Annotated in this window: 19 protein-coding genes; 8 read left to right on the forward strand and 11 right to left on the reverse strand. The window is 71.8% G+C overall.

Annotated elements, in window-relative coordinates:
* Positions 1-225 (forward strand): transposase family protein (locus tag ABZ815_RS45470; RefSeq protein WP_357706440.1); only part of this gene is annotated, 225 nt, incomplete at its 5' end.
* A gap of 108 nt (positions 226-333) precedes the next feature.
* On the opposite strand, the gene ABZ815_RS45475 is transcribed toward ABZ815_RS45470, so the two are convergent.
* Entirely contained in the window at positions 334-1,182 is an 849-nt protein-coding gene (locus ABZ815_RS45475) for an isocitrate lyase/phosphoenolpyruvate mutase family protein (RefSeq protein WP_357708018.1), read from the reverse strand.
* Positions 1,183-1,323: 141 nt separating this feature from the next.
* On the opposite strand from ABZ815_RS45475, the gene ABZ815_RS45480 reads away from it, so the two are divergent.
* Together ABZ815_RS45480 and ABZ815_RS45485 are read left to right on the forward strand one after the other, a co-directional pair.
* Entirely contained in the window at positions 1,324-2,307 is a 984-nt protein-coding gene (locus ABZ815_RS45480) for a DUF5937 family protein (RefSeq protein ID WP_357708019.1), read from the forward strand.
* A 151-nt stretch (positions 2,308-2,458) separates the two neighbouring features.
* A complete protein-coding gene (locus ABZ815_RS45485) occupies positions 2,459-4,288 on the forward strand; it encodes a protein kinase (protein ID WP_357708020.1) in 1,830 nt (609 codons plus the stop codon).
* A 54-nt stretch (positions 4,289-4,342) separates the two neighbouring features.
* Here ABZ815_RS45485 and ABZ815_RS45490 read toward each other — a convergent pair whose 3' ends face one another.
* The 7 genes from ABZ815_RS45490 to ABZ815_RS45520 all read right to left on the reverse strand — a co-directional run bounded on the left by ABZ815_RS45490 (position 4,343) and on the right by ABZ815_RS45520 (position 11,170).
* On the reverse strand, positions 4,343-6,385 hold the full coding sequence (locus tag ABZ815_RS45490; protein WP_357708021.1) for a cellulose binding domain-containing protein: 2,043 nt from the start codon (positions 6,383-6,385) through the stop codon (positions 4,343-4,345).
* 147 nt (positions 6,386-6,532) lie between these two features.
* Positions 6,533-7,159 carry a response regulator transcription factor gene (locus ABZ815_RS45495; protein ID WP_357708022.1) on the reverse strand — a complete coding sequence of 209 codons (627 nt, stop codon included), beginning with the start codon at positions 7,157-7,159 and terminating at the stop codon, positions 6,533-6,535.
* 3 nt (positions 7,160-7,162) lie between these two features.
* The gene (locus tag ABZ815_RS45500) at positions 7,163-8,344 is read right to left on the reverse strand and encodes a sensor histidine kinase (RefSeq protein ID WP_357708023.1); all 1,182 of its coding nucleotides are present in this window, start codon (positions 8,342-8,344) and stop codon (positions 7,163-7,165) included.
* Positions 8,341-9,066, reverse strand: coding sequence for an ABC transporter permease (locus ABZ815_RS45505; RefSeq protein ID WP_357708024.1), 726 nt, complete (start codon positions 9,064-9,066; stop codon positions 8,341-8,343). Before ABZ815_RS45505 ends, ABZ815_RS45500 begins: the two co-directional genes overlap by 4 nt.
* Positions 9,063-9,779, reverse strand: a complete 717-nt coding sequence (locus ABZ815_RS45510) for an ABC transporter ATP-binding protein (protein ID WP_357708026.1) — start codon at positions 9,777-9,779, stop codon at positions 9,063-9,065. The genes ABZ815_RS45505 and ABZ815_RS45510 overlap by 4 nt, the downstream gene beginning before the upstream one ends.
* A gap of 76 nt (positions 9,780-9,855) precedes the next feature.
* Positions 9,856-10,323, reverse strand: a complete 468-nt coding sequence (locus ABZ815_RS45515; protein WP_357708027.1) for a hypothetical protein — start codon at positions 10,321-10,323, stop codon at positions 9,856-9,858.
* A gap of 79 nt (positions 10,324-10,402) precedes the next feature.
* Positions 10,403-11,170 (reverse strand): hypothetical protein, encoded by a 768-nt coding sequence (locus tag ABZ815_RS45520; protein ID WP_357708029.1) that lies wholly within the window; start codon positions 11,168-11,170, stop codon positions 10,403-10,405.
* Positions 11,171-11,308: 138 nt separating this feature from the next.
* Between ABZ815_RS45520 and ABZ815_RS45525 the strand changes: the two genes are divergently transcribed.
* A complete protein-coding gene (locus ABZ815_RS45525) occupies positions 11,309-12,139 on the forward strand; it encodes a nucleotidyltransferase domain-containing protein (RefSeq protein WP_357708031.1) in 831 nt (276 codons plus the stop codon).
* Here ABZ815_RS45525 and ABZ815_RS45530 read toward each other — a convergent pair whose 3' ends face one another.
* Positions 12,140-12,628, reverse strand: a complete 489-nt coding sequence (locus ABZ815_RS45530; protein ID WP_357708032.1) for a hypothetical protein — start codon at positions 12,626-12,628, stop codon at positions 12,140-12,142. It abuts the gene before it with no gap.
* Between the two features lie 116 nt (positions 12,629-12,744).
* On the opposite strand from ABZ815_RS45530, the gene ABZ815_RS45535 reads away from it, so the two are divergent.
* The gene (locus ABZ815_RS45535; protein WP_357708033.1) at positions 12,745-13,209 is read left to right on the forward strand and encodes an anthrone oxygenase family protein; all 465 of its coding nucleotides are present in this window, start codon (positions 12,745-12,747) and stop codon (positions 13,207-13,209) included.
* A gap of 56 nt (positions 13,210-13,265) precedes the next feature.
* Here the strand turns inward: ABZ815_RS45535 and lpdA are convergent, their stop codons facing one another.
* A complete protein-coding gene (gene lpdA / locus ABZ815_RS45540) occupies positions 13,266-14,645 on the reverse strand; it encodes a dihydrolipoyl dehydrogenase (RefSeq protein ID WP_357708034.1) in 1,380 nt (459 codons plus the stop codon).
* Between the two features lie 39 nt (positions 14,646-14,684).
* Complete coding sequence (locus ABZ815_RS45545) at positions 14,685-15,059, reverse strand: tautomerase family protein (RefSeq protein WP_357708036.1); 375 nt, start codon at positions 15,057-15,059, stop codon at positions 14,685-14,687.
* A gap of 18 nt (positions 15,060-15,077) precedes the next feature.
* On the opposite strand from ABZ815_RS45545, the gene ABZ815_RS45550 reads away from it, so the two are divergent.
* Genes ABZ815_RS45550 through ABZ815_RS45560 form a run of 3 tightly spaced genes read left to right on the forward strand, consistent with a single transcriptional unit; the run spans position 15,078 to position 17,368 of the window.
* Positions 15,078-15,728, forward strand: a complete 651-nt coding sequence (locus ABZ815_RS45550; RefSeq protein WP_357708038.1) for a response regulator transcription factor — start codon at positions 15,078-15,080, stop codon at positions 15,726-15,728.
* Between the two features lie 6 nt (positions 15,729-15,734).
* Entirely contained in the window at positions 15,735-16,787 is a 1,053-nt protein-coding gene (locus ABZ815_RS45555; RefSeq protein WP_357708040.1) for a quinone-dependent dihydroorotate dehydrogenase, read from the forward strand.
* Positions 16,788-16,807: 20 nt separating this feature from the next.
* Positions 16,808-17,368: a GNAT family N-acetyltransferase gene (locus ABZ815_RS45560; RefSeq protein ID WP_357708041.1), complete on the forward strand. Its 561-nt coding sequence runs from the start codon at positions 16,808-16,810 to the stop codon at positions 17,366-17,368.

The raw sequence follows: 17,368 nt of genomic DNA on the forward strand, positions 1-17,368 counted from the left end.
GGTGCCGGTGGTCCGGTCATCACGCCCTACAAGGGCAGAGATAAGCCCGCCTCTCAGAAGCGGGCCAACCGATCACACGCCCGCCTTCGCGGTCCGGGCGAACGCGCCAACGCCCAGCTCAAGACCTGGCGCATCCTGCGGAAGCTCCGCTGCTGCCCACTCAAAGCTGGGCACCTCTGCAAGGCCATCGCTCTTCTGCAGAACTACGAAGTCGCCCGAGGATGAAAAGAGGTCAGTGATCAGTGGCGTCGCATGAATCGTCGGAACGCGATGTTGGAATTGCGGCGGCTGCGGTTCCCACATCGGCCGGGCCGGGTGGCGGAGTGGTGGGGATCAGGGGTGGAAGAGGGTGTTGAGTTCGCCGAAGTCCAGGGAGTCGGCCAGGGCTTCGTACGTGCCGGTGGTGAGGAGTTCTTCGGCGGCCTTGCGGGCGGCGGTGTAGGCGGTTTGGGCGAGGGCGGTGCCCAGGCTGATCCGGCGTACGCCTGCCTGCGTGAGTTCCGCGACCGTGGGGCCGCCGGCGACGGCCATCGCGTTGACCGGGAGCGGGGACTCGGCGCAGAGCGTGGCCAGCGCGTCGAGGTCGAGCAGGCCGGGGACGAAGATGCCGTCGGCTCCGGACTCGGCGTAGGCCGCCGTGCGCCTGATCACTTCGGTCAGGCGGCCGGAGGAGGGGCCGATGGCGAAGAGGAAGACGTCGGTGCGGGCGTTGACGAAGAGTCCGGGGAGACCTGCCGAGGCTGCCGCCTCCCGGGCCGCGCGGAGTCTGGCGGTCTGGTCGGAGAGGTCGAACAGCGGGCCGCCGACGGCCTGGGAGTCCTCCAGATTGACGCCCACCGCGCCGGCCTTCGCCACCGCCCGGACGGTCTGGGCGACGTCCTCGGGGGTGGGGCCGTAGCCGCCCTCGACGTCGACCGTCACGGGTACGTCGACGGTGTTCACGATGCGTCGGGCGGTTTGCAGCATCTCGTCCCGGGTGAGGTGCTGGCCGTCGCCGCGGCCGAGGGACCAGGAGACGCCGCCGCTGGTCGTGGCGATGGCCGAGGCCCCGGCCGCGGCGATCACGGCGGCGCTGGCGGCGTCCCAGGCGTTGGGGAGGATCAGGACGGAGTCGGTGCTGAGCTTTCTGAACAGATCGGCCTTTTCCGTCGCCGTCGCGGCAGTGGCGGGAGAGTTGTCCACAGGCATGTGCGTGACCGCCTTCGGGGTGTTCGGAGTCCGGCACCATGGCTCGGTGGGTGCCTGCTCCGGGATGTTGCCGGGCGGAGGAGTAGGCGTCCATTGATTAAGCTCTGACCGAATCGTGGACGCTCTGGAGGCGGCATGAAGGCGCGGCTGGCCTTTTCGGTGAACGATCTGGCCGAGACCCGGTTCGCGGTCTCTCCCATGTGGGAGGTCGTCACGAGTTGCCGGGTGCTGGCCGGGGCCACGGTGGCCGATCCTCATCGTGGGTGGGCCGAGCAGGTGCGTCCGCGGCTGGCGGCGGCGGGGCTCGATCGTGGGTGGCTGGCCGACATGGTTCCGTCCGCCGGTCACCTTCCCGACTTTCTCAATCCGACGACCGCGTCCCATGAGCTGCCCGACGAGCTGGCGGCCATCGAGGCCGGCGACCCGGAGCGGGTTCGGCGGGACCTCGACCTGTTGTCCGCCGAGCGGGGCGGCCGGTTGTCGCCCCGGCTGCGCAACCTGCACCGCGACCCTCGGACGTACCTGCCCAGGGTCGTCGCGGAGATCGAGGCGTACTGGGAGCTCGCGATCGCGCCCTACTGGGCGCGGATCCGGTCGGTGCTGGAGGCGGACGTCTTCCATCGGGGGCGTCAGGTGGCCGAGAGCGGTACGGCCCGGACGCTCGACCAGCTGCACCCCACCGTGCGCTGGGACAGCGGAGGGCTCCAGTTGGCGCAGCGGCACTGTGCCATCACCAGGATCGAGACCGGGGCGGGGCTGCTCCTGGTGCCGTCGGTCTTCGCGTGGCCGCGGGTGCTGACGCGGTCCGTCCCGTCGGAGCCGCCTCAGCTCGCCTATCCGGCTCGGGGGATCGGCGTGCTGTGGGAGTCGCGCAGGCACGCGCCGATGGACGCCCTCGCCGCCGTGATCGGCCGGTCCCGGGCGTTGCTCCTGGCCGAACTGGACTCGCCCGCCTCCACCACCGAGCTCGCCGAGCGGTCGGGGCTTTCCGCGGCGGGGGTGTCGCAGCATCTCACCGCGCTGCGGGCCGCCGGGCTGACCAGCACCCATCGGGCCGGCCGCACGGTGTTCTACGCCCGTACGGGGCTCGCGGACGCTCTGCTCACGGCTCAGGTGTGAGCTGAAGGCCGGCTGGTTCCGGGGGCGTTCGCGCGGCCGGGGCCGGGCCTGGTCAGCCGGGGGTGCGGTGTGAGGCCGCGAGGGCGCTGATCTTTTTTGTCCCGATCATCCTGACTATTGTGATCCCCATTGTTCGGGGGGAAGGCGGGCGATGGACGCGGATGGGGCCGAGGCGTTCCTGGGCAGCCGGTACGTGCTGCTCGACGAGATCGGCGCCGGGGCGATGGGGACCGTCTGGCGGGCGCGGCACCGGGAGACCGGGGAGACCGTGGCGGTCAAGATGTTGCGCAGCAACCTCGCCGGTGACCAGGACCTGGTGCTGCGGTTCGTCCAGGAACGCAATGTGTTGCGGACCCTACGCCATCCCCACATCGTCACGATGCGTGACTTCGTCATCGAGGGGGAGCGGCTCGCCCTGGTGATGGACCTGGTCGAGGGCGGGGATCTGCGCGGCCTGCTCCAGCAGCACGGCACGCTGCCCCCGGCCGTGGCCGCCGAGCTGATGGCCCAGGTCGCCGAGGCGCTGGCGGCGGCGCACGCGATGGGTGTCGTGCACCGGGACGTCAAGCCGGGGAACGTCCTGATCGACGGGCCCACGGGGCAGGTGCGGCTGACGGACTTCGGGGTCGCGCGGATCGTCCTCGGGCCTGGGCTGACGCAGACGACCTCGATCATCGGGACGCCCGCGTACCTGTCGCCCGAGGTGGCCGACGGTGGCCCTCCCACGGGGGCGGTGGACGTCTATGCGGTCGGTCTGATCCTTTACGAGCTGATGGCCGGGCGTCCGCCGTTCGTCGGTGAGCATCCGATGGCTCTGCTCCGACAGCATGCGATGGCCATGCCGCGGCGCTTGCCCGGGATGCCCGACGCGCTGTGGGCGGTGATCGCCGCTTGCACGGCCAAGGATCCGGCCGGGCGTCCGGCGGCGGGGCAGGTGGCGGTGGCGTTGCGGGAGGCGGTGCCGTCGGTGACCGGGCTGGCCGCCTTGCCGCGGGTCGCGAAGGGGGAGGCTCCGTCCGCGACGTCCGAGCCGTTGCCGCCGCCCGCGGGTGCCGGTGGGGCGGGTCCTCCGTCCGGGGGTGCAGTTGGGGTTGGGCCGGGTGGTGGCGGGGGCTCGGTGCCGTCCGCCGGTGCAGGCGGTGGGGACGGAACGGTTCCTTCCGGGGCGGCTGCGCAGCGGCGGGGGCGGTCTCGTCAGTGGATCGTCGTCGCGAGCACCGCCACGGCGGTGGTGCTCACCGCGGCCACGGTGGCCGTCATGGCGCCATGGCGTACGCCGGACGCGGGGGCCGTGAACGACGCGGCAGGGCTTCCGGGGACCGCGACCGCCGAAGTGGCCGGGACCGCGACGCCCGTTCCGTCCGAGCCGGACGAGAAGACGTCCCAGCCGGACGAGGCGGAGGAGGAACCGCTCAAGTCGTCGCCGAAGAAGACGCCGAAGGAGCCGGTCCGTACGCCGGGAACGGGCGGCTCGGAACGCACGGCGGCGCCCAGCGCGACCACGGACCCCACGCCGGCCCGTACGGCCGAGCCCCGCCGGACGTCGACAGGGCGGAAGACGGAGGCCCCGCACACCGTGGACCCCGGCACGGAAGGGACGAGCGCTCCGCCGCGCAGCTCCCAGCCGGACTGGAAGTGCCGTTCGTGGATCTCGGCAGGCAACGGCTCGGGGGTGGAGATGTCGCCCTGCATGGCCATGGTGGGCGATGTCTTCTACCTGAAGGGACGCATCAGAGGGGCGAGTACGGTTCGCTCGGACGTGCACGTCCAGCTCTACAACACCGATGCGGATCAGAACGCCTCTCAGCCGTTCATCTGCTCCGGGGTGGCCCCGCGCAACGACGGGGAGGTCGCCACCTGCGGGCCGTTCACCACCACGGCACCGGCCATCCGGGCCAAGCACGACGTACGGCAGCGGTGGCGGCGAGCGGGGACGGCGGCGTTCGGCGGTGGCGCGGAGAGCCCCTGGCTTCTCTGGTGACAAGTGGAAGGGCCGCCCGATGGGGAGCGGCCCTTCGCGCGGTCAAGCCAGTGGTCACGGTCTGGTGGTGCAGACGGCGCCGTTGAGGGTGAAGGTGGTGGGGAGGAGGTTCGGGCCGGCGTAGTTGCCGACGAATCCGATCGTCGTCGAGGCGCCCGTGCCCAGGGACGCGTTGCCGGGCTCGCTGACGGCCTTGACGTTCGAGCCCGTCTCGGTCCAGGTGGCGCTCCAGCCGCTGCCCAGACTCTGCCAGGGCCTCGGCCAGGTGAAGCTCAGGGTCCAGCCGTTGACCGGGGCGCCGTTGTTGGTGATCTCGATGGCGCCGACGTAGCCGCTGGCCCAGTCGGTCTGGTCGGTGAGGCGGACGGCGCAGGAGCTGGTGGCGGGGGTGCCAGTGGTGAAGGTCAGGGGCGGGGAGGCCCAGGAGACGCCGCCGCCGCTGTCGCGCGCGATCACGTTGACCGTGTAGGTGCTGCCGGGCCTGAGGTTGCCCACCGTGTAGGAGGTGCCGGCGGTCTCGCCGAGCTGCTCGCTGACGGCGCCGTTCTGGCGGTGGAGCTCGTACTTGGCGATCGGGCGGGCGCCGGGGGCGGCGGCGGGCCAGGAGAGGGTGGCGGCCTTGTCGGTGACGTTCGAGGCCGTGGGGCGGCCGGGCGCGCCGGGGAGGCCGGTCTGCGGCGTGGCGGGACGCAGGACCAAGGTGGTCAGGGAGAGCGGGGGCAGCGTCTGGCTGGTGGCGGTGCCGGTGGTCGCGGTGGTGATGGAGGTGGCGCCGTTCGTGTGGGTCAGTACGGTGGGCGCGCCCGCGGCCGGCGTGAAGCCCGCGTAGTCCACGGCGACCGGGTAGGACGTGTCCGGCGAGGTGTTGATCAGCATGACCGCGAGGCCGCCGTCGGGCCGCCGGACGGCGTGCGCGCTGACCTTCGGCTGGTCGGTCCCGGCCCGGACGAACTGGTCACCGGCACGGGCGAACCTGCTGACCATCTGCAGCGCGTGGTACGGCGCGAACGGCGTGTTCAACGGCGGCTCGCACACCCCGGACGAGTTGCAGACCCCGCTGGACAGCAGCCCGAAGTCACCGTAGTCGGTGTGCCCCTCGACCTGGGTGACGTTGCCGATGCCGTTGTGCACGTTCCACCAGTCGACGGTGAACACGCCGTTCGCCAGCAGGCTCGCGTAGGCGTCGGCGGCGGCCAGGGCGCCGGGCTGGGTGTTCGTGCCGTTGCTGCTGGAGCCGGTGTTGAACTCGGTCATCGCGAGGCCGATCCGGTCCGAGCCGGGCCCGGCGTACGCGGCGATCTGCCGCCGGGTGAGCTGGATCATGTCCGGGATCTGGCCGGCCCTGTCCAGGGCGCCGGGGTACCAGTGCAGGATCACGAAGTCGATCTTCGGCCCGGCCAGGGACAGGACGACCTTGTTCCAGCTCCCGTCGTCGCCTTCGGCGGTGATGGCGTCGGGCCAGTTGGCGGGGGTGGTCAGCACCGCGCCGATCTTGATGGACGGGTCGGCCGCCTTCATGGCGTCGGCGTAGGCGACGACGTTGCGCGCGTACTCGGCCGGGCTCTTGTCGGCGTGGTCGTCGGCCTCCCAGGCGCTGCCGTAGTGGCCGTTGCCGTAGTTCTCGTTGCCGATCTCCCAGTACTTGACGCCGTAGCCCTTGGTGACGTTGGCGTGCCGGACCCAGGCGGCGGCCTCCTCCGCGGTGCCGGTGCCGTAGTTGGCGGTCACCATGGCCTGCGCGCCGGTACGCCGTACGCCGCGCATGAAGGTGTCGAAGTCGGTGTTCGGGGCGACGTACCCGCCGGGGGCGGTGTGGGTGGCCCAGTGGTAGATGTCGGAGTAGGAGCCGCCGGGGTAGCGCAGCAGCTTGACGCCCGCGTCCTTGAGGAGGTCGGCGGTCTGGTCGGTGCCCAGGTTCGAGTCCCAGATCGCATGGTTGGAACCGATGCCGGTCTCGGGGGCGGTGGCCAGGGCGGCGCGGGCGTTGACGGTCACCGCGACGGGGGTGACGTCGTCGGCGCGCGCCGGGGGAGCGATCAGCGCGGTCAGGGTCAGGAGGGCCGCGGTCGCGGCCCGGGGCAGGGTCATGCCAGGCATCGGGGTACCTCGCCGTGGGAAGCCGTGGGAAGAAGCCGTGGGTAGCGGTGTGACTCGACGCCCCCTCCTGACCAGGAGGCAAGCATGATCATGCGACGTCGGCTCCGGCCCGTCAATCGGCGCTGAAACTTTCACGCGTGACGCCGGTCAGGCGGGCTTGAGCAGGCCCCTGTCGTACGCCGCCGCGACGGCCGCCGCCCGGTCCTTGACCTCCAGCTTGGCGAAGACGTGCAGCAGGTGGGTCTTCACCGTGGCCTCGGTGACGAACAGCCGCCTGGCCACCTCACGGTTGGTGGCGCCGCGGGCGATGAGAGCGAGCACCTCCAGCTCGCGCGGGCTCAGCGTGCGCTGCTCCGGCGCGTGCGCGCGCCGCGTGAGCACCCCGGCCACGGCCGGCGACAGCACGGTCTCGCCGCGGGACGCCGCCAGCACGGCCTGCCGCAGCTCGGCGCGTGGCGTGTCCTTGAGCAGGTAGCCGGTGGCGCCCTCCTCGATCGCGGGTACCACGTCGGCGTCGTCGCCGAAGGTGGTCAGCACGAGCACGTGCGTGCCGGGGCACTGCTCGCGCAGCCGGCGGATGAGCTCGGCGCCGCTCGTGCCCGGCATGCGCAGGTCGAGGAGCACGACGTCGGGGCCGGTGCGCAGGGCCACCGCGAGCGCCTCGGCGCCGTCGGCGGCCTCGCCGACCACCTCGAAGCCGTCGGTCTCGAAGATGCCGCGCAGCCCGTCGCGGACCACCGGGTGGTCGTCGACGATGATCAGGCGTACGGGCATGGCTCACGTTCCCGGGTCGGCGGGGATGGCCGGAACGGTGGCGGAGATGCCCGTCCCCTGGCCAGGGGCGCTCTCGACGGCGAGGCTGCCGGCCAGGCGGGTGACCCGCTGCCGCATGGCCACCAGCCCGAACCCGCCGCCGGACCCGCCGGTGGAGCCGGAGCCGGGGGTGAAGCCGGACCCGTCGTCACGGACGTCGAGCGCCACCACGTCCTCCATGTACGACAGCGTGATCCCCACCCGGGCGGCCCGCGCGTGCTTGCCCACGTTGGCCAGCGCCTCCTGGGCCACCCGCAACAACGTGCTCTCCACCTCGGTGTGCAGCGGCCGGGCGTCGCCCGTGACCGACACCGGGGCGGGCACCCCCGACGCCCGCGACCAGGCCGCCGCCACCTCCGACAGGGCCGTCCCGAGCTGCGCCGCGGCCAGCGGCGCCGGGCGCAGCGCCTGGACCGAGCGGCGGGCCTCGGTCAGGCTCTCCCTGGCCAGCTCGCGTACGGTCGCCAGCCGCGCGCGCACCGCCGGCGCCGCTCCGACGGCCTCGTCGGCCGCCTCCAGCTGGGTGAGGATGCCGGTCAGCCCCTGGGCGACGGTGTCGTGGATCTCCCTGGCCAGCCGCTGCCGCTCGCCGAGCACGCCCGCCTCGCGGGCCTGGACCAAGAGCCGGGCCTGGAGGTCGGCGTTCTCCTCGGCGAGCGCGGCCAGCCGGGCGCTCTTCTCCTTCAACTGCGTGTTCTGCTCGGAGACGGTCTGGAACACCAGCCCGGTCATGGACGCCACCAGCACCCCGACCACGAACGAGGCCAGCAGCTCGACCGGGCTGCGACCGTCCGGCGGACGGGCGGCGACCAGCGTCCCGACCGTCACGGCGACCCCCGCGTACGCCCACAACCCCGGCAGCAGCGCGAAGCACTGGACGAACACCCCCACCCCGGTCACGGTGAAGACCGTGTCGATCCGCACCAGCGCCACGACCACCGCCAGCAGCACCACGAAGTAGCCGGCCACCACCCACGCCCGCGCCGTCCAGCCGGGACGGTAGGCCACCACGAACCAGTGCCAGGCCGCCGCGAACAGCGCCAGCGCCAGCACCTCCACCCGCCAGGCCCGCAGCAGCGAGAACAGCGCGGGAAGCAGCACCAGCAGGTACGGCAGGGCCGCGGTCACCCGCTCCCACCGGCTCACCACCGCAGGGCCTTCACCGCGACGCCGCCCGCGACCACGCCGACCGCCACCATGATCCCGAGCGCGAGCGGCGGAAGCGCGCCGGTCGACCAGCCGTCGCGGATCGCCTGGACGGCGGGCGCCATGGGCGTCAGGTCCCCGATCGCCCGCATCGACCCCGACATGGTCTCGCGCGGGATCACCGCGCCGGACAGGAACACCATGGGGAAGAACAGGGCGAGCCCGATCACGGTCGCCGCCCGGCCGCTGGGGGCCAGCGCGCCCAGCAGCAGCCCGACGGCGCCGAGGCTGAGCGCGCCGAGCAACCAGGCCAGGACCACGCTTGGAAGGCTCGCGGGCGCGTTCAGCCCGTAGCCGGCCACGCCGAGGACGACCAGCAGCACGCTCCCGAGCACGGCCAGCAGCATGTGCGCGGCCCACTGGGCGCCGCACAGCATGAACGGCGTGGCCGGGGTGGCCCGCAGCCGCTTGAGCACCCGCCGCTCCCGATACTGGGCCAGCGTGGCGGGCAGGACGACCAGCGCGGCCAGCCCCACGACGAAGACGGTCAGCATCGGCACGGTCGCGTCGACGAGCCGCTCGCCGCCGGGCAGCGGCCGGTCGCCGCCGCGCAGCTTGACCCAGAGCATGACCAGCGGGAAGGCCAGTGCGAAGTAGGCCGACATCGGATCGCGCAACCCCAGCCTGAGCTCGACGGCGATGACTCGCGTGAAGCCTTTCATGCCTGGGCCCTCCCCGTCAGGGTGAAGTAGGCGTCCTCCAGGGAGGCGGCCCGCGCCTCGCCGATCAGCTCGCGCGGGCTGCCCTCGGCCACCACCCGGCCGCGGTCGATGACGGCGATCCGGTCGCACAGGGCCTCGGCCTCGTCCATGAAGTGGGTGACCAGGACGACGGTGATCCCCCGGTCGCGCATGGCCCTGATCAGCCCCCAGGTGGTGCGGCGGGCGTCGGGGTCGAGGCCGGTGGTCAGCTCGTCGAGCAGGACCACCTCGGGGTCGCCGACCAGGGCCAGCGCGATGAACAGGCGCTGCTTCCAGCCGCCGGACAGGCCGCCGAAGCGGGCGTCCTTCCTCTCGGTCAGGCCCCATTCGTCCATGACGGCCCGCCAGTCGGCGGGGTGGTCGTACAGGGAGGCGTAGAGCCGCAGGGCCTCGCCGACCTTGATGCCGTCGGGGAGGGCGGCCTCCTGCAACTGGGCGCCGACGCGCTGGAGCAGCGCCCGCCGGTCGCCCTGCGGGTCGAGGCCCAGCACGCGCACGCTGCCGCCGTCGGGACGCCGCAGCCCGGACACGCACTCCACGACCGTCGTCTTCCCCGCGCCGTTGGGCCCGGCGAGCCCGAAGATCTCGCCGCGTTCCACGGTCAGGGAGACGCCGTCGAGCGCCCGGGTGTGTCTGTAGTTCTTGCGCAGGTCGTCGATCTCGATGACTGTCATGATCTGAGCATCACGGCGGAGCGGCGGCCGCGACATCCACCGATCGGTGGATGGCCGGGACGCCGCCGCCGGTGCGTCACTTGGACAGGTAGAGGGTCTTCCAGGTGCCCGCGTACAGGCAGTTCAGGGACGGCTTGGAGCCTCTGCCCTCGGCGCAGACCTTCAGCTCGACCTGGTAGACGTCGCGGTACTCGAAGGAGAACCGCTTGGCCGAGCCGTAGGAGCAGTTACGGACGCTGCGCTCCTTGAAGGGCAGGTTGCTCCCGTCGCGGTACGTGATCCGGAACACCGCCCAGCCGCAGGCCGAGTCCTTGCGGGTCTGGTCGGTCAGCTTGCCGGAGATCCGCACCGCGTCGGCGGTCGGCAGGTCGGCGTGGTCCTCGCCGGTCGCGCTCAGCGAGCCGGTCGCCTTGGCGGCGTGCCCGGGGGCGTAGTAGGGACCCCACGAGGCCGCCGAGGCGGCCTGGGCGGGGGAGGCGGCGAGCGCGAGCAGGGCGGCGGCGGCGACACCGGTCAGGACGGCGGCGGTACGGGAGGTGGTCATCGAGGGGTTCCTTCCTCTCGGGGGATGACCACACGGTGCATTGGACCGATTTCAACCGGCTTGCTGGGCCGCTTGCAAACTAGTTGTATTTGTACTGCCTCGTCGCGACCCGATGGGAGCCGTTGAAGACCGAGGCGCGGTACATGCTGACCGACCTGTCGCCGTGCTCTGCCTTGCCGCAGGTGCCGAGGCCGGCGAGCTGGTGGATCTCGTACCGGGCGGTCGGGTCGCCGGCCACGAAGTACTCGGCGCGCGCCTGGTACTCGTCGGCCCTGGTGTCGCAGGCGAAGACGTACGTGTCGCGCTCGTGGAAGCACACGCTCGCCCCGCCCTTGGTGGACGTGCACCGCTCCGAACGTCCCCGCGCGGCGGCCGGGGTGACCTCGGTGTCGCGCCTGACCGGGTACTTGGTGAGGTTGCGGACCGTCTTCCAGCGGCCCACCTTGACGCGGTGGTTGCCCTCGTACACGGCGGCCCGGAACGTCACGGTCCTGCCGATCTCGCGGTTGCCCCGGATCTCGCCCTTGCCGCCCAGGTTGTGGATGACGTACTTGGTGCCGAGGTACTCGTTCAGGTGGTACTCGACCGCGGCGTGCAGCTTGTCGTTCCGCGTGTCCTCGATCCAGATGCCCGGCCGGTCGCTGCCGTCCGGGCCCACGCACGCCTCGGCGCCCTTGACGCGCATGCAGGTGGGCTCGGCGCCGGTGATGGGGCCGGTGGTGAGGGCGGCGGTCAGGGCGGTGGTGGTCACCGGGGTCGGCTGTTGGGCGGCGGCGGCCGGCGGGCGGGCCTCGCCCCGGGCCACGGCCCCTTCCGTGGTGAGCACGGCGGCCGTCATCACGGCCATGGCTACGAGCTTGCGACCTAAAGCCACTTCGGTGTCTCCAGTCTCACGGGTCACACACCGGGCGGTGCATGAGTGTGACGCGAAAGATGTCGGAGTGGTTCAGAAATATGCGGTTTGAGCCTCGCTAGGGTGGGCTGAATGGCGGACGAGATGACTGACGAACGGCTGCGGGAGATCGCCGGAAGGCTGGCGGAGGTGCCCGGCGTGGTGGCCGTGGCGCTCGGCGGGAGCCGGGCACGCGGCACCCACCGGCCCGACTCCGACATCGACCTCGGCCTCTACTACCGGGGGCGCCTGGCCGTCGCCGACCTGCGCGAGCTGGCCCGGGAGATGACCGGTGAGCCGACCGACGTGACCGAGCCCGGCGGCTGGGGCCCGTGGGTCGACGGCGGCGGCTGGCTCACCATCGACGGCCTGCGGGTCGACTGGATCTACCGCGACCTCGACCGCGTGCGCCGCGTCTGGCACGACTGCCGCGCCGGCCGGTACGAGGTCGGCGTCCAGGCCGGCCATCCGCTGGGCTTCTACTCCCACGCCTACGCGGGCGAGGTGGCGCTGTGCAAGGTGCTCGCCGATCCGTCCGGCGAGCTGGCGGCCCTGCGCGCCGAGACGGCCGAGTACCCGCCCGCGCTGCGCGAGGCGCTGGTCCAGGGGCTGTGGGAGGCCGGCTTCTCGCTGACGATCGCCGGGTACGGCGCCGCCGGCCAGGACCCCGCGTACGCGGCCGGGGCGTTGTTCCGGGCGATCGGCGTCGCCTGTCACGCCCTGCACGCGGCCGACGGGGCCTGGCTGATCAACGAGAAGGGCATGGTCGCCGCCGCCGACCGGCTGCCCTCGGCGCCCGCCGGGTTCGGGGAGCGGGCCCAGGCGCTGTTCGCGTCCGTCGGCGGCACGCGGGAGGAGATCACCCGTGCGGTGGCCGCCGCCGAACGGCTCGTCGCCGACGTCCGGGCCGCCTGCGGGGTGTGATCAGGCGTTCTCCTTGGCCTTGGCGGGGGCCAGGGTGGTCAGCAGCAGCAGGAGCGCGCTCTGGGCGAGCATGCCGGGCGCGAGCGGCGGGGCCGGGCCGACGGACTTGGTCAGCGCGTACCACCATTGGGTGAGGGGGGAGAGGGTCTGCCAGGTGTCGGCGTATCGGGGGTCGAAGGCGCCCATGTCATGGTTGGCCGAGATGTGCGCGTACACGCCATAGGCCGAGGCGAGCAGCACCACCAGCGCGATCCCGCGGACGACCTTGAGCGTGAGGGGGGAGGCGTCCAGGGCGAGCACCACGAGCGCGGCCCCGAGCGCCAGCAGCGCCACCCACGGGACGAACTGCTGCCAGGACTGCCAGTGACGTTCGAAGGCCAGCTCCAGGGCCGCGCCCAGGATGCCCAGCGCGACCAGGCCGAAGAGCCACAGGCGTACCGTGACGGCGCCGAGCCGTGCGATCTGCGTTTGCGCGTTCGTTGGAGGCACGCGCACCACGCTGCGCCCCCGGTCTCAGAGACATCTCAGGAATACATGAACGTTCAATGAGAATCGCGGCTTGCCCCTCGTTTCCGGACAACTGTGACTTAAGGGATCATAGGGACGTGAGCGTAGTCGCGGTCGTCCTCTCGGTGCTCGCCCTGGTCCTGAACGGACTGATGGCGGGAGTGTTCTTCGCCTTCTCCACCTCGGTCATGCCCGGCCTGGACGCCGTGGGGGAGGACGGCGCGACGGCCGCCATGCGCAGCATGAACAGGAAGATCCTGAATCCGGGGTTCCTGTCGATGTTCACGCTCGCGCCCGTGGCCTCACTGCTGGCCGGCGTGTTCCTGCTGATCGGCGGGGACGGCGGGCCCGCGGTCCTGGCGTTCGCGGCGGCCGCCGTCTACTTCGCGGGCTCGATCGTCGTCACGGCCGCGGTCAACGTGCCGATGAACAACGCCATCGAGGCGGGCGAGCTGGCGTGGAGGGCGTACGCGCCGCGCTGGACCCGCTGGAACACGCTGCGCGGATGGGCCTCGGCGCTGGCCGTGGCGCTGCTGGGCGTGGCCCTGTACGTCTGGGTCTGAACCGGCCGGATGCATCCCGATGGACGGGCACCGGGATGCGCATCCGCGCGACGGGATCACATGTTGATCATGTGGCCCGCGAGGCCGTGGATCGCCTCCTTGACCGCTTCGCCGAGCGTCGGGTGCGCGTGCACGTTGCGCGCGACCTCGTGCACGGTGAGGTCCCACTGCTGGGCCAGCGTGAGCTCGGGCAGCAGCTCGGTGACCTCGGGGCCGATCAGGTGGGCGCCGAGCAGCTCGCCGTGGGTGTTGTCACTGATGATCTTGACGAACCCGGCCGTGTCGCCGAGGCCGTGGGCCTTGCCGTTGGCAGTGAAGGGGAACTTGGCCACCTTGACGTCGTAGCCCAGGTCGCGGGCCTGCGCCTCGGTGTAGCCGAAGCTGGCCACCTGCGGCTGGCAGTACGTGGCCCGCGGGATCATCACGTAGTCGAGCTCCATGGTCTCGGCGTCGCCGATGGTCTCGGCGGCGATGATGCCCATCGACTCGGCGGCGTGGGCCAGCATGAGCTTGGCGGTGACGTCGCCGATGGCGAAGATGTGCGGCACGTTCGTGCGGCAGCGGCCGTCGACGGCGATCGCGCCGCGCTCGGTGAGCTGCACGCCGGTCTTCTCCAGGCCGTAGCCGTCGACGCGCGGCTGGAACCCGATGGCCTGCATGACCTTGTCGGCCTCCAGCACCTGGGTCTGGCCGTCGCGGGTGACGGTGACCTTGACCGAGCCGCCGGTGTCCTCGATGCCGTCGACGCGGGTCGAGGTCAGCACCTCGATGCCGAGCCGCTTGTAGCGCTTGGCCAGCTCGGCCGAGACCTCTTCGTCCTCCAGCGGCACGACCCGGTCGAGGAACTCCACGATCGTGACCTTGACGCCGTAGTTGTGCAGCACGTAGGCGAACTCGACGCCGATCGCGCCCGCGCCCGCGATGATGATGCTGCGCGGCAGGTTCTCGGTGAGGATCTGCTCCTCGTACGTCACCACCCGCTCCGACAACTGCGTGCCCGGGATCAGCCTGGTGGTGGCGCCGGCCGCGATGATGCAGTGGTCGAACGTGATCGTCTCGTCGTTGACCTGCAGCGTGTTGGCGTCGAGGAAGGTGCCGCGGCCGTCGTACTCGGTGATGGCGTTCTTCTTCATCAGGTAGTGAACGCCCTTGACCCGGCCGTCGGCCACCTTGCGGCTGCGCTGGAAGGCCGCGCCGTAGTCGAAGCTCACCTCACCGCTGATGCCGAACGTCTTGGCCTCGTTGTGGAAGATGTGGGCCAGCTCGGCATTGCGCAGCAGCGCCTTGGACGGGATGCAGCCCACGTTCAGGCAGACGCCACCCCAGTACTTCTCCTCGACGACCGCGGTACGCAGCCCGAGCTGGGCGGCGCGGACGGCGGCCGTGTATCCTCCGGGACCCGCGCCGAGAACGACGACGTCATAGTGAGTGCTCATGACTCGGACCATACCGCCCGCCCCAGGTCACCCTTGACGCTAGACCTCCACCTTGTACGACAGCGTCAGCTCGTCGGCCGGAACCCCGCGGATCCCCCAGTTCACCTTGGGCATCTCGATGATCGTGATCTCCACGTCCTCGGGGTCGAAGCCCGACTTCTCGTAGATCGCCCGGATCAGCGCCCGCTTGGCGTCGTCGCTGCGTCCCGTGAAGCACACGACCTCGATGATCAGATAGTTCGCGCTTCGCTGAGGGCAGACGAAGTCGTCGGCGTCCATCAGCAGGAACCGGTGGAAGCGCTTCTCCTCAGGCACGCCCCACGCGCTCACCAGGCATGACTGCAGCAGATCGGAGATCTCCCGCTGCCGTCCGCCCCACACGTCACGCCGCCCGTAAACCTTCACTTGTGCCATGTCGGCAATATAGAGGGTGTGATCCGCGTACTTCTCGCCGACGACGAGGCCATGATCCGGGCCGGGGTCAGGGCGATCCTCGACTCCGACCCGTCCCTGGAGGTCGTGGCCGAGGCCGGCGACGGCAGGCAGGCCGTCGACCTGGCCATCGGCCACCGTCCCGACGTCGCCCTGCTCGACATCCGCATGCCACGGCTCGACGGCCTGGCCGCCGCGGCCGAGCTGCGCCGCGTCGCGCCCGCCACGGCCGTGGTGATGTTGACCACGTTCGGCGAGGACGACTACATCTCCAAGGCGCTGGAGGTGGGCGCCGCCGGGTTCCTGCTCAAGTCCGGCGACCCGCGCGAGCTGATCGCCGGCATCCACGCGGTCGCCGACGGCGCGGCGTACCTGTCGCCCAAGGTGGCCCAGCGCGTGATCGCCCAGCTCGCCGGCGGCAGGATGACGCGCGAGGCCCAGGCCCGCGACCGCGTCGGCGGCCTCACCGACCGCGAGCGGGAGGTCCTGGCCCTGCTCGGCGCGGGCCTGTCCAACGCGGAGATCGCCAAGCGGCTGCACATCGTGGAGGGCACGGTGAAGGCGTACGTGAGCACGATCCTGACCCGGCTCGACGTGCGCAACCGCGTCCAGGCCGCGATCATCGCCCACGAAGCGGGATTGGTAGCCTGACCTGTGATGTATCGCCTCGTGTTCACACAGGTCCTGCGGCGGTTCGACGCCGAGGCCGTGCACCGTCTCACCGTCAGGGGCCTGGCCGTGCTCGCCCGGCTGCCCCTGCTCAAGCGGCTGCTCCACCGAGCGTTCGCCCCACATGACCCGGTCCTGCGGGTGACCGCGTTCGGCGTGCACTTCCCCGGCCCGTTCGGCCTGGCCGCCGGGTTCGACAAGGACGCGGCCTGCGCCGAGGCGATCGCCGCCCTCGGCTTCAGCCACGTCGAGGTCGGCACCATCACCGCGCACGCCCAGCCGGGCAACCCGCACCCTCGCCTGTTCCGGCTGCCGGGGGAGCGGGCGGTGATCAACAGGATGGGCTTCAACAACTCCGGCGCCCGCGCCGCCGCCCGCCGGCTGCGCCGTACGCGCGGGGTGCCCGTCGTGGTCGGCGTCAACATCGGCAAGACCAAGGTGGTGCCGGAGTCCGAGGCGGTGGCCGACTACGTGGCCGGCGCCAGGGAGCTGGCCCCGCTGGCCGACTACCTGGTGGTCAACGTCAGCTCGCCCAACACGCCCGGGTTGCGCAACCTCCAGGCGGTCGAGCTGCTGCGCCCGCTGCTGGTCGCGGTCAAGGAGGTCGCCGACGCGACGCCGCGCCGCACGCCGCTGCTGGTGAAGATCGCCCCCGACCTGGCCGACGAGGACATCGACGCGGTCGCCGACCTGGCCGTGGAGCTGGGCCTCGACGGCATCATCGCGACCAACACCACCATCAGGCACGGCGGCGAGACCGGCGGCCTGTCCGGACGCCCGCTCAAGGCGCGCTCGCTGGAGGTGCTGCGCCGGTTGCGCGCCAAGGTCGACGACCGGCTCACCCTGATCTCCGTGGGCGGCGTCGAGGACGTCGACGACGTCTGGGAGCGCCTGCTGGCCGGGGCCACCCTGGTCCAGGGCTACACGGGCTGGATCTACGGCGGCCCGCTGTGGGCGGCCCGCATCCACCGGCAGCTCGCCCGCCGGGTCCGCCGCCACGGCCTGTCCTCCGTCACCGAGGCGATCGGCCGCACCGCCTAGGGCTCCCCTATCGTGGGATCGTGATCAATGCCGAGGTGAGGCTCACCGATGACGTCGTCATGCGCGCGATCTCCAGGTCCGACGCGGAGGCGCTGGCCGACGCCTACCGCCGCAACCGCGACTTCCTGCGCCCCTGGGAGCCCCGCAGGCCGGCCGACTTCTTCACGTCCGCCGGCCAGGCCGCACGCCTCGAACGACTCGCCGAGGACCGTGCGGCCGGGTTCGTGATGCCGTGGGTGCTCGCGGACGGCGACCGCGTCGTGGGCAGGATGAACCTTAACAGCATCATCCGCGGCGCCGCCCAGAGCGCGTCATTGGGCTACTGGGTGGACGCCGCGTACAACGGGCGGGGGCTGGCCACCAAGGCGGTGCTGGAGGCGTGCCGGGCCGCCGACGAAGACCTGGGCCTCCACCGGGTCGAGGCGGGCACGCTCCTGCACAACAAGGCATCCCAGGCGGTCCTGCGCAAGGCGGGCTTCGAGGAGTACGGCATGGCCCCCCGCGCCGTCAGCATCGACGGCGCGTGGCAGGACCACATGCTGTTCCAGCTCATCCTCAACGACCGCCCCGCGCCCATGTGA

Origin of the sequence: Nonomuraea sp. NPDC047529, from assembly GCF_040642995.1 — a bacterium.
GTDB lineage: Bacteria > Actinomycetota > Actinomycetes > Streptosporangiales > Streptosporangiaceae > Nonomuraea.

What these genes read in the sequence shown, in the direction of transcription:
- ABZ815_RS45525 (WP_357708031.1), top strand. Translation starts at nt 11,309, where the DNA reads ATGGCGGACGAGATGACTGACGAACGGCTGCGGGAGATCGCCGGAAGG.
- ABZ815_RS45510 (WP_357708026.1), bottom strand. Translation starts at nt 9,779, where the DNA reads ATGACAGTCATCGAGATCGACGACCTGCGCAAGAACTACAGACACACC.
- lpdA (WP_357708034.1), bottom strand. Translation starts at nt 14,645, where the DNA reads ATGAGCACTCACTATGACGTCGTCGTTCTCGGCGCGGGTCCCGGAGGA.
- ABZ815_RS45545 (WP_357708036.1), bottom strand. Translation starts at nt 15,059, where the DNA reads ATGGCACAAGTGAAGGTTTACGGGCGGCGTGACGTGTGGGGCGGACGG.
- ABZ815_RS45515 (WP_357708027.1), bottom strand. Translation starts at nt 10,323, where the DNA reads ATGACCACCTCCCGTACCGCCGCCGTCCTGACCGGTGTCGCCGCCGCC.
- ABZ815_RS45505 (WP_357708024.1), bottom strand. Translation starts at nt 9,066, where the DNA reads ATGAAAGGCTTCACGCGAGTCATCGCCGTCGAGCTCAGGCTGGGGTTG.
- ABZ815_RS45480 (WP_357708019.1), top strand. Translation starts at nt 1,324, where the DNA reads ATGAAGGCGCGGCTGGCCTTTTCGGTGAACGATCTGGCCGAGACCCGG.
- ABZ815_RS45555 (WP_357708040.1), top strand. Translation starts at nt 15,735, where the DNA reads ATGTATCGCCTCGTGTTCACACAGGTCCTGCGGCGGTTCGACGCCGAG.
- ABZ815_RS45490 (WP_357708021.1), bottom strand. Translation starts at nt 6,385, where the DNA reads ATGCCTGGCATGACCCTGCCCCGGGCCGCGACCGCGGCCCTCCTGACC.
- ABZ815_RS45495 (WP_357708022.1), bottom strand. Translation starts at nt 7,159, where the DNA reads ATGCCCGTACGCCTGATCATCGTCGACGACCACCCGGTGGTCCGCGAC.
- ABZ815_RS45520 (WP_357708029.1), bottom strand. Translation starts at nt 11,170, where the DNA reads ATGGCCGTGATGACGGCCGCCGTGCTCACCACGGAAGGGGCCGTGGCC.
- ABZ815_RS45485 (WP_357708020.1), top strand. Translation starts at nt 2,459, where the DNA reads ATGGACGCGGATGGGGCCGAGGCGTTCCTGGGCAGCCGGTACGTGCTG.